This window comes from Clostridium paraputrificum (genome assembly GCF_900447045.1).
Taxonomy (GTDB): Bacteria; Bacillota; Clostridia; order Clostridiales; family Clostridiaceae; genus Clostridium; species Clostridium paraputrificum.
This window is the reverse complement of sequence record NZ_UAWH01000014.1, coordinates 318,651-333,026: the sequence shown is the minus strand read 5'-3', so window position 1 is coordinate 333,026 and position 14,376 is coordinate 318,651. Positions and strand designations below refer to the sequence as shown.

Below are 14,376 nucleotides of genomic sequence, written 5' to 3'. Positions count from 1 at the left end.
CAAAGATCCTAACGGTTTTATGACATTTGTAAGGCATGAAATTTTATAAAATTAAAGAATTTAGTTTAGTATTTTTAATGATAAATAATTACTTATAACGAATTATAATGAACATTATAATTTATCTATTTAAAATACTTTACTTTATTAATCTTATATAATAAAATTTAACGATAAATAACAAAAATTAATACACTATACCTATTAATTTTATTTAAAAAGGTCTTAGGAAACTTTCCTAAACAAGATGACTATGGTCGGCCAGTCCGACAATAGTCAATGCTTGCCAAATACACTTACCCCTCCAAATCTATAAAAAACAAATATATAAATTTATTGAAATATAGAAATTTTTACTTAGCTATTAATTTATTTAGAAAAAGGTTGCCTTATTATTGTTTTCAATTTTGAAGGTTCTGTTTTTCTTGGATCACTTAAATATATTTCATTGTGCTTTCCGGATAACTTATATCCATTCTCCTTTATAGTATTATGAAGCATTTTTACTACCTCTCCCTCTTCACTATATGGTCCAACATATAATGTCTCATAGGCATCTCCTTCAGTATATTCCATATACCTTATTTCTTTTATATATTTACCCAACTCATCTTTTAATAACTCTTCCTTTTTCTTTTCTATATTCTCTTGCTTCACAAAGTCTGGAAGCTCAATCATCATAGTCCATTTCCAGCCTTCTTTATAATTATCTATAAAATCATCATAGTTATCAGACCACCATAAACCATTTAAAGGCATAACAACAAAATCTTTTTCTTCTTTTTTATAAACCATTTTAACTCCATAAGCTAACTTATATAAAGCCCCTACTTTATTACTATAATCTTCATTATTATTGGGATCTCCTTCTCCATCTAATGCAATATAATATGATTTATCACAATACACCTTCTTAAATTGCCCCACTTTCACATTAAACAACTCTTTTTTTATCTTTTTTAAATCTACTTTTGTAGCCATAATTAATTCACTCCTTATAATTATTATTTCACCTTTAGTATAGAAAAAGTAATAAGACATCTCTGTGTCTTATTACTTATATATTTCATATATACCTTTTATTTTTCCTATAATCTTTTCCCTTAGAAACTTTGGTTCTAAAACCTCTACTTTGTCCCCAAATCCTAAAATCATACTATCAACCCAATTGTTATATGGCAAACTTGTTTTTATAATAACAAAACTATTTCCTTCCTCAATTGTTTCATAAGTTGGTAAGCTGTCTTCTAATATTACTTTTATTTCTTTAGCCACTCTTAAAATAACATCTATTGTTTCTAACTCTGACTCTTTAAATAAATTACCTATATCTATATCTTTAAATTCAAATTTCTCTTCTAACATTTCCAAATTCTTAACTCTTTTTAATTTAAATACTCTCATATCACCCTTTAAGGTACAATACCCATAAACATACCAATTAAGAGCCTTAAAAATTATTTTGTATGGCTCTATTTTTCTATTACTACTTTCGCCATTACTATTGTTATATTTAAATCCAATGCACCTATTTTGGCTTATAGCATTATCTATAATATTTATTTTATCTGTTAATTCACTACTATTTCCCCACCTAGAAAAATCTATAATAAATCTATTACCTTCAGTTGAATTACTATCTATAACTTCAAGCTTATTAATTAATGATAAAACATCTTTATTTCTATAAGTTTCATTTATTCCATCTAATAAATTCTTTAATAAAGCCACTTCATTTTTTGTCATAGAAGCTTTATTTACTCTATAACCTTCTATTATTTCATAGCCACCTTCATGACCTTTATAAGAAACTATTGGTATACCTGCCATCTCTATAGTTTCGATATCTCTTTGAATTGTTTTTATAGAAACATCAAATTTCTCACTTAGCTCCTTGGCTGTAACTCGTTCCTTATTATTTAAAATCATTATTATAGAAATTAATCTATCTATCTTCATAACTCCCACTATCCCCTATAAAACTATATAAATATTATATAACAAATATTAAAGCACAACTACTTTCATAAAAATAGTTGTGCTATTTATAACTACTTAATTTGCCACTTACAAATTCTACTTTGTAAAATATCTATTACCTTAAACATAACTATACCTAAAAGGCTTATTATAATTATTCCACAATACATTCCTTCATAATCAACCTTAATCCAAGAATTCATAATATAATATCCTATCCCATACTTTGTGGCATAATTTTCTGCAAAAAATAGTGCTGCCATGCTTGAACCTAAAGCTATTCTCATAGCTGTAAATAATCTGGGTAAGGTTGCTGGAATATAAATATGCTTCATCATTTGAGATTTTGAAAGCTTCAAAGACTTAGCAGATAATATAAGCTCATTAGGTATTTCCTTTGCTCCGTCTCTAACTGATATTATTATTTGAAATATTGCTATTGCTACAATTAATACTATTTTAGAAGTATTTCCAAGACCAAATAAGATCATAAATACTGGTAAAAATGCTATTCTTGGAACTGGAAAAAACAAATATACTATAGGGCTTATTAAATTATCCAGTTTATCATTAACCCCAATTAGTATTCCTATAGAATATCCTAGTATAGTTGTAATTAATAATGCTATAAGTAATCTTAAAAGACTTGCTATAAGGTGAGTTGAAATAATACCATATCCTACTTTAAAAAGCCTTGATATAACGTCTATTGGATTAGGAATTACAAAAGAATTTAATATAATGTGAAGCAGATACCAAAATATAAATACTACTGTTATTGCATAAATATATTTGTACACATTATTAAACTTTTTCATTGCTAAATCCCTCTAAAACATCTCTTATTTCATTACACTTATCAAAAAACTTATAACTTTTTCTTATATTCCCTTGTCCATAAAATTCATTATCTATAACCTTCTTTATCTCACCATCTATGACAACAGCTATCTTTTTACCTAACACCACAGCCTCTTCTATATTATGAGTAACTATGATGTATGACATATTATATTGTTCTTGTATTTTACATAGTATATTTTGAAAATTTTCTTTGTTTATTGAATCTAAAGCTGATGAAGGCTCATCCATTAATAAAAGATCTGAATTTAAAACTAACGCCCTGGCCAAAGCCGTTCTCTGCTTTTCTCCTCCACTTATTTCAGCAGGATATTTATCTAAAACATGTTTTATGTTTAAATCTAAAGCTATTTTATCTATGTATTTTTCCATATCTTCTTTTGATGAACCCTTTACTATAAGACCTAACTTTATATTCTCCTTTACAGTCTTCCAAGGAAAAAGACCATTGCTTTGTAATATGAGATTAGTATCCTTAAATTCATTTGAAATATTTCCCGTTTTTATTTCCTTTTGATTTGCAAGAGATAATAACAATGTACTTTTCCCACATCCTGATGGACCTATTATTGAAAGTGTTTCCCCTTTATATAAGGAAAAAGAGATGTTCTTCAATATCTCTCTTTCCCCATAACTAACATATAGATCTTTTACTTCTAACATTATTTAGATACAAAATCCTTCGTTACTACATCTTTATATTCTAAGTTTAATTCATTTCCTTGTAGTTTTTCAGTCCAATCTTCGATTTCCTTTAAGTAGCTTTCATCAGGAACTCTTGTTTTGTGATATGTTGGTAATACCATTAAATCTTTTACCTTTGAATTTAACTCTAACTTTGAAACTAATATATCCTTAGCTTCTTCTGGATTATTTATTATATCTTCAACAGCTCTGTTATAAGCTTTATGGAATCCCTTAACAGTGTTAGGGTTATTCTTTATAAACTCATCTGTAAAGATTATTCCATTTGGAGTATAGTCATCAGGTTTACCATATACTCTCTTCTCTAATCCTTTAAGTTGAGCATTTGAAGCTAGTGGTTCTGGTAAAACTGCCATATCTATCTTGTTTTCCATTAATGCTTGCATTCTTAAAGGCATTTCATTAATGAATACTTTTTCTACATTGTAATCAGTTAAATATTGATCAGCTAAGAAGTTTATTACACTAACTTCCATTAATCCAACTTTAACATCCTTCTTTTCTTGGAAGTTCTTTGATAATACAATTGGGAACATTCCATCAGTAGTTGTAGTTATCTTAGCTTGTAATCCACCTTTAACATTATTTAAAAATTGAATCATACTAAGCATTGCAGCATCAAGCTCTCCAGCTTGAATTGAACTTTGCTTTGTAGCTCCATTTGTAAAAATTTCTAGTTCTAGATTTACCCCTTCTTCTTCAAAGTATCCTTTTTCCTGTGCTAATAAAATTGGTGCTGAATCAGCTGCAGACATTACTCCTAATCTAATTGTAGTGTTTTCATCTTGTGTTCCTTTATTAGAAGTACACCCTATTAATGAAATGATCATAACTAATGACATTGCTACTAATAACAAGCTTTTTCTAATCTTCTTCATAACGTTTCTCCTTTAATATAAATTTATTTTTTCTGCTCTATAACATTTATAACCTATTGGCTTAGTTATATCAGTATCTCTTAATTTAACTTCAAAAACCACTTTGCCCTTTGATATTTCTACTATAGTAATTTGATTTTTCATTCTATTACTTTTCATATCATCTATTGGGTTACCGAATATATCCTTAGTTATCCCCCCAAAGCATATTAATCTATTATTATTTTCAAGAATTCTTACAGCTCCTAAATATGCACAATATAGCTCATTTCCTCTTTCCTTACCATATTGCCACACTTGATTAACAGTCATATTCTCTTCATCAATTTCATATTCAACTGCACGACTATAGTTATTATGTGCTAAAACTGCCTTTTCTAATTCATAACTCCTAAAATTTCCGTTATCAAATATAACAAGATTCCCATCTTTAGTTAATGAAGGTGTATGTTGAGCATAGCTCCACTCAAAATCATTCCCTATTGGTTTAAGTAAATATTTTTTAAGTTCATCATTCCATCCATAATGAGGAGCTAATATCCACTTTATTTCAGATGTATCTTTATCAAATTTAACTACAGTACTTTGATTTCTTGATGACGCAATTATAGAATTACTTTCTTCATCATATACTAATGAATTTAGATGTAACCAATCCAATAGATGATTTACAGATATTTTATCAATAACAGTTTCTCTATTAAAATCTAATATCTTTCTAAAATCCCATTCATTTATTACTTCTTTAGTATTTCTATCTATCTCTACCAATAAATCTTGTTTAGTATTTTCTCTTTGAGTAATAGCTAAGAAGTTTCCATTTGGTAATTCAATTACATCATGATGTAATCCATATTTTATAGGAAAGAAATTTATAATTCTTCCAAGCATATCAATCTCTATAAAACCAGCTGCAGTATAGGCTCCACAAATACCACTTGATATTGGCGCATCTACTATTAAATTCCCATTCTTTAGCTTCATAAACACGTGACAAGATACTCCAGTATAAAGCCATCTCACTTGTGCTTTATTATCTATGATAGAATATAAATGCTCTACAGTTCTTACACCTTCTGCTCTTCCTAAAGACATAGCCATCATACCATCATACATATTACTTTCATCACATGTAATTAACTCTATATTAGGATATCCTTCAGGTAACTTTGAAGTTTTTATGTAATACACAAACTCTTCTTTTCTATTCCCCTCATAATTACATATAAATCTTATACAATTATCCTTATCCTCAATTAAACCTAATATAGGTATTTCATGATCCTTTTTCAATTCTTTAAACTCTTTCTCAATATCTTCTTCAATAAATATAGTTACTGAGCATTCTTCTTCAGTTTGAAATTTCATTAAAGCTGATAATGGACAAGTGTCAAATGGATTCAATACTATAAGTGGATTAGATTCTGTATAATTTTCTTCTGCATATCTAGACTCTATACCTTTTATTATTTCATTTTGTTTTTTTAGTAATTCTTCCATATATTCACCTCCTATAATCTAACTATTAGCGCATAATATTATATCATCAAAATATATTAAAAAAAAGCATACTATCATAATTAGATAGATATGCCATTTTATATTAATATACAAATAAATAAATTCCAAACCAATGCAATAGTGCCCCTATTAACACAAAAAAGTGCCAAATAAAATGATCATACTTTTTATCTCTTGCAAATGGAACCATTCCAACTGTATAAACAATTCCACCAATTAAAATCATAAATAATAATGGTATATTATTATGGAAGAAGTCAGGTAACATTATAAGACCACTCCATCCTATAGTGAAGTATAAAGTAAAATGTATCCATTTCCACTTTCCTGGACCAAAGATAGCAAGCATTATAATTCCAAAAACAATTAATGACCATTGTATACAGAAAAGTACAATTCCTAAGGTATTCCCCCAATAAACTAGATATAGTGGAGCAAAAGTACCACCAATAAGAAGATAAATAGATGCATAATCAAACCTTCTCCATATTCGTTTTACCTTAGAGCCACTTTTAAATGAATGATATAAACAACTCATCAACATTAAAATAAATAAACTAATTCCATAAAAACAAGATGCCATTACCTTCATCCCAGTATCTGATTTTAGTAATAGCAATATGAAACCAACTAATGCTAATACTGCTCCAACACCATGTGTTATAGCATTTCCTACTTCCTCTAGAATAGTCAAAACTGGTGGTTCATTTAGTTTTTGAAGTTCTTGCTTTCTTTCTTCCTTATTATTAACTTTCCTTTTCATAATGACATTACTCCTTTACTTAATGCATATACCTACCTATAATTATAATACCTATAGCTTTATAAAATACTTAAAAATTACTTATCCCTTTAAATTTGTGTATACTATTCTTAAGCGAGGTGGTAGATTTGAAATATATTATATTTGATTTGGAGTTTAATCAAAGTTGTAATAAAGAAGATAAAGTTCTTCAATTACCCTTTGAAATAATACAAATTGGAGCTTTAAAACTTGATGAAAACTTTAAAACTATTTCAACATTTAATAAATTAATTAAACCTACTGTTTATAAATATATTCTTCCTTACATTCAAGAATTAACAAAGATTACTGATAAAATGGTTTCTACTTCTCAGAACTTTATAGAGGTTTATTATGACTTTATGAATTTTATAGGAAAAGAAGATATTACATTTATTATTTGGGGAACTGTAGACCTAAAGGAATTGTATAAAAACATTCTTTACTTTGAGCTTCCAATTGAAAATCTTCCTAAACTTTATATAGATATTCAAGACTATGCAAGTAAATATTTTAAACTTCCAAGTGGAAAAAGGATTGGACTAAAAAATGCTCTGGATTTTTTAAACATCTCTATAAGTGATGAACTTCATGATGCTTTTAATGATGCCTATTATACAACTGAGATTTTCAAAAAATTATATAATGATTCAATAGAAGCAAAAACTTATTCTCATAACACTATTAGAATAAAATCGGAGCCTAAAAAAATAATTGATTATGATGGTCTAATTATACAAATTGAAAAAATGTATAATAGAAAACTAACTTCTGAAGAAATAAGCATGATAAAATTAGCTTACAATATGGGTAAAACTAATCAATTTCTTAAACCTTTAAATGAATAAAAAGATAGTAGCCTCACCTATTATGTGAAAGCTACTATTTTTTACTAAAGTCTATACAATTTTCATTTGATAGCTTTTCTTCTATAATATTTCTATTTAAATTAACCCAACTAATGCAATTATCAAGAATTATTGCATCACTAGATACTACATTTTCCTTTGATTTCAAAACACTATCTACATTATCAATATTCTCTACTTCTATTTGAAGTTCTAAACCTTCAAACATCTCTAGAATCTTCATTTTTAACCTACCAGAATTGGAAACTGGCCTATCTAAATAAAATATAGCTTTTTTAATTTTATGTTCTAATAAAAATTCACCTATTAACTTAATTGCAACCTCAGTTTTATCTATAACTGAATAAGTCCCTCTAAGTCCTGCTAAATCCCTTATAGATTCATCCATAGACTTAATAATTAAAGAATTAGATAAAGCAACTTCTAATGTTATTATTGTATTAAATCCATCTATATGTACCACTTCTATATTTGAAAGGTTAGTAATTTCCTTAGCTTTTCTTTTTATAACATCATCATATTTAGATATTCCTCTTACTAATGCAAGCCTTTGTCTTTCAGATAAAAGATAATGATTGCCTACGAAAGTTGAAGCTCCCTTAATCTTGTATCCTCTATTTAATAAATACAATAAATCATCTGATGCTTTATATAACTTATATAAGTTTTGATTTTTAAATTCTTTCTCATCTGTAGGTACATAGCCTCGTCTTGTTATTTTACTCATAATAAATTTCCTTAAATATTTTATTTATTAATATTATTAGGCTAAATACTATAAAAATACATATAAATATTCTATTTTCTTTTAATCAGCAATAACTGTTTCATTATCTAAATGATTCTTTGTATTTAATATGAATTTAACTAACTTACTTCCATAAGGTAAACAGAATTGTATAAAAGGTCCTGTACTTAACATTGAAATTATAGTCCCTATTCCTACTTTTCCACCTAAAACAAACCCCAATAAAAGGAATACTCCATCAAAAATAATTCTTATCCACCTATATTCTATTTTAGTTTTATCTTGAATAATAAAGGGAACAATATCATTTGGTGCTACTCCTAGATCGCTTTCAGACATTATTGAAAATCCTACTGCAATAATAAGACATCCTAACAATACTAATAGAGCCCTTATTAAGTAATTATAGGATTCTACTGGAAAGTAAGAAACTATCCTTACCCCAAAATCTATTATAGGACCAACTCCAACAACACATATTAAAGTACCTATTTTTATTTTCTTTCTATCTACTAAAATTATAATAGTAAATAAAACTATTAATATTATCATATTAGCAACTCCTGGAGTCACCTCAGTCTTTCCAGCTATTAACTGTACTATTGAAAGTTCCTTTAAGCTTGTCCTATTTAAAATAGTTGCTAAGCCTTGAGTAAAAACTGTAAATGGGTCTGAACCAATATTTGTTTTAAGAAATAATGCTACTCCTAACTGTATAATGCTCATTCCTATAAAAAATAATATTAGTCTTTTGGTTAAATTAATTGCTTTATTCAATTTTTTCACCCTTTGCTTTATTTTTTGCTGAATTTCGTGCTACAACTTTCCCATTTTAATATCTTTTTTGTAATATTTTAAATTCTATCAAATATTCTATATTAAGCTTGCAACTTTGTCAAAATTTTATCAACACCCTAAAGCTTCGCTACTTTTTCTTTTACTCTTAACTATACTTGTTACAAATATTAAAAATGCCACAACTAGAGAAATGGATGAATATGCATAAATCCATCTATATCCACAAGCTACAACAACTTGCCCCCACATTATAGAACCTATACCGTATCCCCCATCTATTAATGCATAATATATAGCATTTGCCATACCTCTACTACTTTTACTTGCAGAGTCTAAAATTAAAAGGTTAACTATAGGTAACAATGAACCAACCATAACACCACATAAAAATCCCATGATTATTAACATTATATAAGTTTTAGTTACAGCAATTCCAAATATAGAAGCTGCAAATATAAGTACCCCACTAGATACTACAACATTAGTTCCTAGTTTATTAACTATTTGATTTATAAATAATCTTGATGCAAGTATCCCCATAGCATTAATAGTGAAAAATAATCCAATATTGCTAAAGCCAAGCTCAATTCCATATAATGCAGCAAAGGCTAAAATTGTACTTTCTGCAACTGCTGCTATAAATAATACTATTGATGGAATAATTATTTTACTAATAGAAATTCCTTCACCATCACAAGTTCCTTCTTCTTTCTTAGAAACAACTTCTTTATAAGATAATTTAAACGAAAGTAAAATAGTAAATAAAGCTACAGCTGCTGTTACTATAAATAATACATTAAATTTATCATAATTCTCCCCAACTAAGGCTAAGGCGATAGATGGTCCAATTGCTGTTGTAATAGTTATTCCTACTCCTGAATAACCAATACCTTCAAGCATTCTAGACTCTGGAGTAACATCTGTTACAATTGTAGCAATTGCTGTTGACGATATACCAAAACCAACTCCTTGCATCACTCTTAAAAAAATAATTATATAAATATTATTTGTAAGTAAATATGCAACAGTTGATAATACTGTAATTCCAACACCAAACATCAATACTTTTCTTCTACCAATCTTATCTAACATTTTTCCCGCTACTATTCTTATAAATAATGCCGCTAAAGTAAATGCCCCAGTCATAACACCTGCATATGCATCAGTACTAGTAATTTGCTTTGCATAAATTGAGATTGTAGATAATAACAAGTTACATGCAAGATTCACTCCTATTGTAATAACTAAAGCTAAAATAAAATTTCTTGTCCATAATCTTTCCTTCATTTCCACCGCTATATCTCCATTCTTTATTTTTAACATTATTTATTTTAATAACATACTTGAAAATAGATTGTAGTCTATACTACAATTTAATAAATAAATTTTTTATATTAATGGTGATTACAATGGGTACAAGCTATAAATTTCTTCCTGGCTCTTCAATAGATATTACACCTGAATTTTATGAAGTCTTTGAAAGCGCAGGTACAATACAAAGATACAAAAAAGATGAGATTATATATTTTCAAGACGATAGAGCTGATAATTTTTACTTAATAAAATCTGGTCGCGTTAGAATATTTTTAATATCAGATCAAGGAACTGAACTTACAATTGAAATATTAAGACAGGGAAAGCTGTTAGGTGAGTCTTCATATTTTTGTTATGGCTCTAGATTAACCTCTGTTAGTGCTGCTACAGATGTTGAATTAATTTCAATAAATTTAAATGAGCTGTATCCCTATCTTACTAAATATCCTGAATTAATGATTCAAATGTTCCATCTTATGTCCCTATCCATACAAAATTTATCCATTCAGGTTAATAGTATGGCATTTTTAAGTTCTGATAAAAAGCTTGCTCAACTACTATTACGCCTTGGGGTATATTTTAAGAAAAATCAAAATGACTCTACATATATTATTGATTATTCCCATGAGGAAATTGCTCAACTTATTGGTAGCTGTAGAGTAACTGTAACTAAGTTTTTAAATAAGTTTGAAAAAGAAGGACTAGTATCCCTTGGATATAAAAAGGTAGAAGTGATAAACGAAAAGAAACTTAGATTATTTGCTTTTTCATAACAAAAAACTGTACTAAAACAAGTACAGTTTTTTTATACGTATTACTTATTATCTAAATTCCATACAATAATGTCTTCATAAGGATTTGTCTTAGATAATGCGATTTTAGTTATTTCTCCACTAAAAATATTAAAATTCTTTTCTAACTCTTCAAATGCTAAGATCAACTCTTCCTTAGCTAACTTTTTTGCAATAGTTGTATGTGGCATCCACTGAAATGGCAGATAATATTTACTAATAGATATATTTTCTATAAGAGATATACCTTCATATATATTAACTGATAGATTATGCAAATATTCATTTAAAATTGGTGCCAAAAATATAACAGATGATTTAAATATTCCTATTGATGCCCAAGTTATTATTCCTCTGTTAATCTCTCTAATTCTTTCATCTAATATTTTTATAACTTTTTCTTCCTCATTAGTTTGGAATGATGCAATAGTTATATGTGGTGGAACATTATTATCAGTCATAAAAGTATTGCCACTTTTCTCTGATACTTTATTTATAAAGCTTTCTATTCTTACTGCTGCTTTATCATCAAAATATAAAGATACTAAATACATATTTTCCTCCACTAAATTTATATTTATAAATAACTCTAAGATGATTATATAAAATAGATTAACAAAAATCTAATAATAAACTTTAAACTCCATCAAAATATACTTCTATTTCATCTAATGTTGGAATTGACGGTATCGCACCATAATTAGTACAAGTTATTGCTCCAACTTTATTAGCAAAACTAATTATATTCTTCCATTCTTCAACTGTAATACTCTTTTTATCTTTTATTTCAGCCACTTTCTTTAATACAGCTCCAACGAACGCATCTCCAGCACCTGTTGAATCTACTTGTTTGATATTTATTGATGGAATTATACTATTTTCTCCTTGAACACTTAAATATGTTCCCTTAGAACCTATTGTTATAGTAACAACCTTAACTCCTAATTCATGCAACTTCTTAACTCCAATATCTAAATCTTTTTCTTTAGTTATTAATGTTAATTCTTCATCACTTAACTTCGCAAAATTGCATACCTTCAAAAACTCAATACACTCACTTACAAATTGGTCTAACATATAATCTTTTATTAATGTATCTCTATAGTTAGGATCAAATGATATATATATACCGTTCTCTTTAGCATATTTTAATAAACTGAAATATGTTTTCTTTAATTCTCCATCTAAAAAACCTGTCGCTGATCCAAAATGAATTATATCTGAAGATGTTATTTTAGATGTATCAATTTTATCAAACGAATAATCTCCATCACTTCCTCTAATAAAATCAAAATTACGTTCTCCACTAACATCAATTCCAACTAAAGCTAAAGTAGTATTTCCATCTTTCACTGTCATATCTGTGTTTATATTTAAACTTTTTAACATTTCAACTAAGTATGTTCCAAAGAAATCATTACCTACTTGACCTAAAAAATATGACTTTCCACCTAATTTGCTAATACTTGCAGCAACATTAGCAGGTGCCCCGCCAGCTTTTTTTTCAAACTTTTCTCCATCCTTTAGTCCTTTGTTATCAACACAAATCATATCTATTAATAATTCACCTATGCAAAAAACTCTATTTCCCATAACTAATTCTCCTTAGTTTCTAAATTTGCAATTAATTTTATTAAGCTCTAAAATAAGCTTACATCAGCAGATTATTAATCTACTAATGTAAGCTACTCTCTACACTCTTATAATTCTATAGTATTTCACCATTACTATTTATAACATCTTTATACCAATAGAAACTCTTTTTTCTTATACGCTTTAAATCTTTTAAATCAAATTCATCTCTATCTATATATATGAATCCATAACGCTTTTTAAAGCCAGAATGTGTACTTACTAAATCCAATGCCGACCAAGGACAAAATCCAAATAATTCAACACCATCTGTAATTGCAAGTTTAGCTTGCTCAATTTGTTCTCTTAAATAATCTATTCTATAATCATCATTTACAGTTTCATCATCATTAAGATCATCATATTCACCCAAACCATTCTCTGTAATTATTACAGGTAAATGATATCTTTCGTATACACTTCTTAATGTTGCTCTAAATCCAACAGGGTCAATTTCCCAGTTAAATGGAGTTCTTCTTAAATTAGGATTATATTCAGCTTTATAAACTCCTCTTTCTCCTAATTCAATTTGTTGATCACCATCATCAGGACCTACTTTTTCATCTGTAATTAAACTTTCAGAAACAGTAGAAGTATTATAGTAATTAAAAGCTATGAAGTCTGGTTTAGCAGCTTTAAATATTTCAAAGTCTCCCTCTTCAATTTCAGGTATAATCCCCTTCTCTTCCATGTAGCTCCATGCAAGAGGATTATATTTACCATAAACAGCTATATCTAAGTAAAGCCAATTTCTAATAGCATTTAAGTTCTGAGCTGCAAGAAAATCTTCTGGTCTTGATGTTAATGGATATACCTCACTAATATTGGGTGCAGGACCAATCTTTCCATTAGGACACATATCATGACACATTTTCATTACTTTTGCTTGCGCAAGTAACATATAGTGATTTTGTTGATATAACTCCTTTTGAACATCGCTTACCTTTCCTTTAACAGTTCCTATAGCAGCGCCATGAAGAACCATCATATTTTGTTCATTTATAGTAAGCCAATACTTAACCTTATTTCCATAGTTTTCAAATAGAACTTTTGCATATTTACAAAAAGCAGCTATTGTTCTCTTATTACCCCATCCACCAATTTTATCTAGAGCATCCGGTAAATCAAAATGATACATTGTTACTATTGGTTCTATATTATATTTTAAACATTCATCTATAAGATCACTATAATGCTTAACTCCTAATGGATTTACTTCTCCATCACCATCTGGTATGATTCTAGTCCAAGCTATAGAAAATCTATATGCCTTAAATCCCATTTCTGCAAAAAGCTTAATATCTTCCTTATATCTATGATAATGATCACTTGCTACTTTAAAGTCTGTAGTACCTGGTACAACATCTTTTGTATCTTGAACTGATAATCCCTTTCCATCTTCATTATATGCTCCCTCTACTTGATAAGCAGATGTTGAAGCACCCCACAAGAAGTTTTCTGGGAAGTTTTTCGTCTTACTATAGTACATATAATT

The 14,376-nt window shown here is 28.0% G+C and carries 15 protein-coding genes; 2 read left to right on the top strand and 13 right to left on the bottom strand.

Annotated elements, in window-relative coordinates:
- Positions 1-369: 369 nt before the first annotated feature.
- From DR024_RS06675 to trhA, 7 genes are all read right to left on the bottom strand, one after another.
- Complete coding sequence (locus tag DR024_RS06675) at positions 370-981, bottom strand: GyrI-like domain-containing protein (protein ID WP_034866524.1); 612 nt, start codon at positions 979-981, stop codon at positions 370-372.
- A 72-nt stretch (positions 982-1,053) separates the two neighbouring features.
- A complete protein-coding gene (locus DR024_RS06670) occupies positions 1,054-1,959 on the bottom strand; it encodes a helix-turn-helix transcriptional regulator (RefSeq protein WP_111918372.1) in 906 nt (301 codons plus the stop codon).
- 92 nt (positions 1,960-2,051) lie between these two features.
- Complete coding sequence (locus DR024_RS06665) at positions 2,052-2,798, bottom strand: ABC transporter permease (protein ID WP_027098711.1); 747 nt, start codon at positions 2,796-2,798, stop codon at positions 2,052-2,054.
- Complete coding sequence (locus DR024_RS06660; protein WP_049179306.1) at positions 2,785-3,504, bottom strand: ABC transporter ATP-binding protein; 720 nt, start codon at positions 3,502-3,504, stop codon at positions 2,785-2,787. The genes DR024_RS06665 and DR024_RS06660 overlap by 14 nt, the downstream gene beginning before the upstream one ends.
- Positions 3,504-4,424 carry an ABC transporter substrate-binding protein gene (locus DR024_RS06655; RefSeq protein WP_027098713.1) on the bottom strand — a complete coding sequence of 307 codons (921 nt, stop codon included), beginning with the start codon at positions 4,422-4,424 and terminating at the stop codon, positions 3,504-3,506. The genes DR024_RS06660 and DR024_RS06655 overlap by 1 nt, the downstream gene beginning before the upstream one ends.
- A gap of 12 nt (positions 4,425-4,436) precedes the next feature.
- Positions 4,437-5,924, bottom strand: coding sequence for an aryl-sulfate sulfotransferase (locus DR024_RS06650; protein WP_049179304.1), 1,488 nt, complete (start codon positions 5,922-5,924; stop codon positions 4,437-4,439).
- Between the two features lie 103 nt (positions 5,925-6,027).
- Entirely contained in the window at positions 6,028-6,708 is a 681-nt protein-coding gene (trhA, locus tag DR024_RS06645) for a PAQR family membrane homeostasis protein TrhA (RefSeq protein WP_051195991.1), read from the bottom strand.
- 128 nt (positions 6,709-6,836) lie between these two features.
- On the opposite strand from trhA, the gene DR024_RS06640 reads away from it, so the two are divergent.
- Entirely contained in the window at positions 6,837-7,577 is a 741-nt protein-coding gene (locus tag DR024_RS06640; RefSeq protein WP_049179302.1) for a 3'-5' exonuclease, read from the top strand.
- A gap of 34 nt (positions 7,578-7,611) precedes the next feature.
- Here the strand turns inward: DR024_RS06640 and DR024_RS06635 are convergent, their stop codons facing one another.
- The 3 genes from DR024_RS06635 to DR024_RS06625 all read right to left on the bottom strand — a co-directional run bounded on the left by DR024_RS06635 (position 7,612) and on the right by DR024_RS06625 (position 10,437).
- Positions 7,612-8,325 carry a DUF434 domain-containing protein gene (locus tag DR024_RS06635; protein WP_111918370.1) on the bottom strand — a complete coding sequence of 238 codons (714 nt, stop codon included), beginning with the start codon at positions 8,323-8,325 and terminating at the stop codon, positions 7,612-7,614.
- Between the two features lie 81 nt (positions 8,326-8,406).
- Complete coding sequence (locus DR024_RS06630) at positions 8,407-9,123, bottom strand: YczE/YyaS/YitT family protein (RefSeq protein WP_027098718.1); 717 nt, start codon at positions 9,121-9,123, stop codon at positions 8,407-8,409.
- A gap of 129 nt (positions 9,124-9,252) precedes the next feature.
- Complete coding sequence (locus tag DR024_RS06625; RefSeq protein ID WP_111918368.1) at positions 9,253-10,437, bottom strand: MFS transporter; 1,185 nt, start codon at positions 10,435-10,437, stop codon at positions 9,253-9,255.
- A 116-nt stretch (positions 10,438-10,553) separates the two neighbouring features.
- On the opposite strand from DR024_RS06625, the gene DR024_RS06620 reads away from it, so the two are divergent.
- Complete coding sequence (locus tag DR024_RS06620; protein WP_027098720.1) at positions 10,554-11,231, top strand: Crp/Fnr family transcriptional regulator; 678 nt, start codon at positions 10,554-10,556, stop codon at positions 11,229-11,231.
- Positions 11,232-11,272: 41 nt separating this feature from the next.
- Here DR024_RS06620 and DR024_RS06615 read toward each other — a convergent pair whose 3' ends face one another.
- The 3 genes from DR024_RS06615 to DR024_RS06605 all read right to left on the bottom strand — a co-directional run bounded on the left by DR024_RS06615 (position 11,273) and on the right by DR024_RS06605 (position 14,370).
- Positions 11,273-11,803: a 2'-5' RNA ligase family protein gene (locus tag DR024_RS06615; RefSeq protein ID WP_027098721.1), complete on the bottom strand. Its 531-nt coding sequence runs from the start codon at positions 11,801-11,803 to the stop codon at positions 11,273-11,275.
- Between the two features lie 82 nt (positions 11,804-11,885).
- The gene (locus tag DR024_RS06610; RefSeq protein WP_049179300.1) at positions 11,886-12,842 is read right to left on the bottom strand and encodes a carbohydrate kinase family protein; all 957 of its coding nucleotides are present in this window, start codon (positions 12,840-12,842) and stop codon (positions 11,886-11,888) included.
- A gap of 115 nt (positions 12,843-12,957) precedes the next feature.
- Positions 12,958-14,370: a glycoside hydrolase family 1 protein gene (locus tag DR024_RS06605; protein ID WP_049179299.1), complete on the bottom strand. Its 1,413-nt coding sequence runs from the start codon at positions 14,368-14,370 to the stop codon at positions 12,958-12,960.
- Positions 14,371-14,376 lie beyond the last annotated feature (6 nt).

Excerpts from the sequence above, each read along its gene's own strand:
- DR024_RS06675 (WP_034866524.1), bottom strand. The coding sequence starts at position 981 with ATGGCTACAAAAGTAGATTTAAAAAAGATAAAAAAAGAGTTGTTTAAT.
- DR024_RS06670 (WP_111918372.1), bottom strand. The coding sequence starts at position 1,959 with ATGAAGATAGATAGATTAATTTCTATAATAATGATTTTAAATAATAAG.
- DR024_RS06665 (WP_027098711.1), bottom strand. The coding sequence starts at position 2,798 with ATGAAAAAGTTTAATAATGTGTACAAATATATTTATGCAATAACAGTA.
- DR024_RS06660 (WP_049179306.1), bottom strand. The coding sequence starts at position 3,504 with ATGTTAGAAGTAAAAGATCTATATGTTAGTTATGGGGAAAGAGAGATA.
- DR024_RS06655 (WP_027098713.1), bottom strand. The coding sequence starts at position 4,424 with ATGAAGAAGATTAGAAAAAGCTTGTTATTAGTAGCAATGTCATTAGTT.
- DR024_RS06650 (WP_049179304.1), bottom strand. The coding sequence starts at position 5,924 with ATGGAAGAATTACTAAAAAAACAAAATGAAATAATAAAAGGTATAGAG.
- trhA (WP_051195991.1), bottom strand. The coding sequence starts at position 6,708 with ATGAAAAGGAAAGTTAATAATAAGGAAGAAAGAAAGCAAGAACTTCAA.
- DR024_RS06635 (WP_111918370.1), bottom strand. The coding sequence starts at position 8,325 with ATGAGTAAAATAACAAGACGAGGCTATGTACCTACAGATGAGAAAGAA.
- DR024_RS06620 (WP_027098720.1), top strand. The coding sequence starts at position 10,554 with ATGGGTACAAGCTATAAATTTCTTCCTGGCTCTTCAATAGATATTACA.
- DR024_RS06615 (WP_027098721.1), bottom strand. The coding sequence starts at position 11,803 with ATGTATTTAGTATCTTTATATTTTGATGATAAAGCAGCAGTAAGAATA.
- DR024_RS06610 (WP_049179300.1), bottom strand. The coding sequence starts at position 12,842 with ATGGGAAATAGAGTTTTTTGCATAGGTGAATTATTAATAGATATGATT.
- DR024_RS06605 (WP_049179299.1), bottom strand. The coding sequence starts at position 14,370 with ATGTACTATAGTAAGACGAAAAACTTCCCAGAAAACTTCTTGTGGGGT.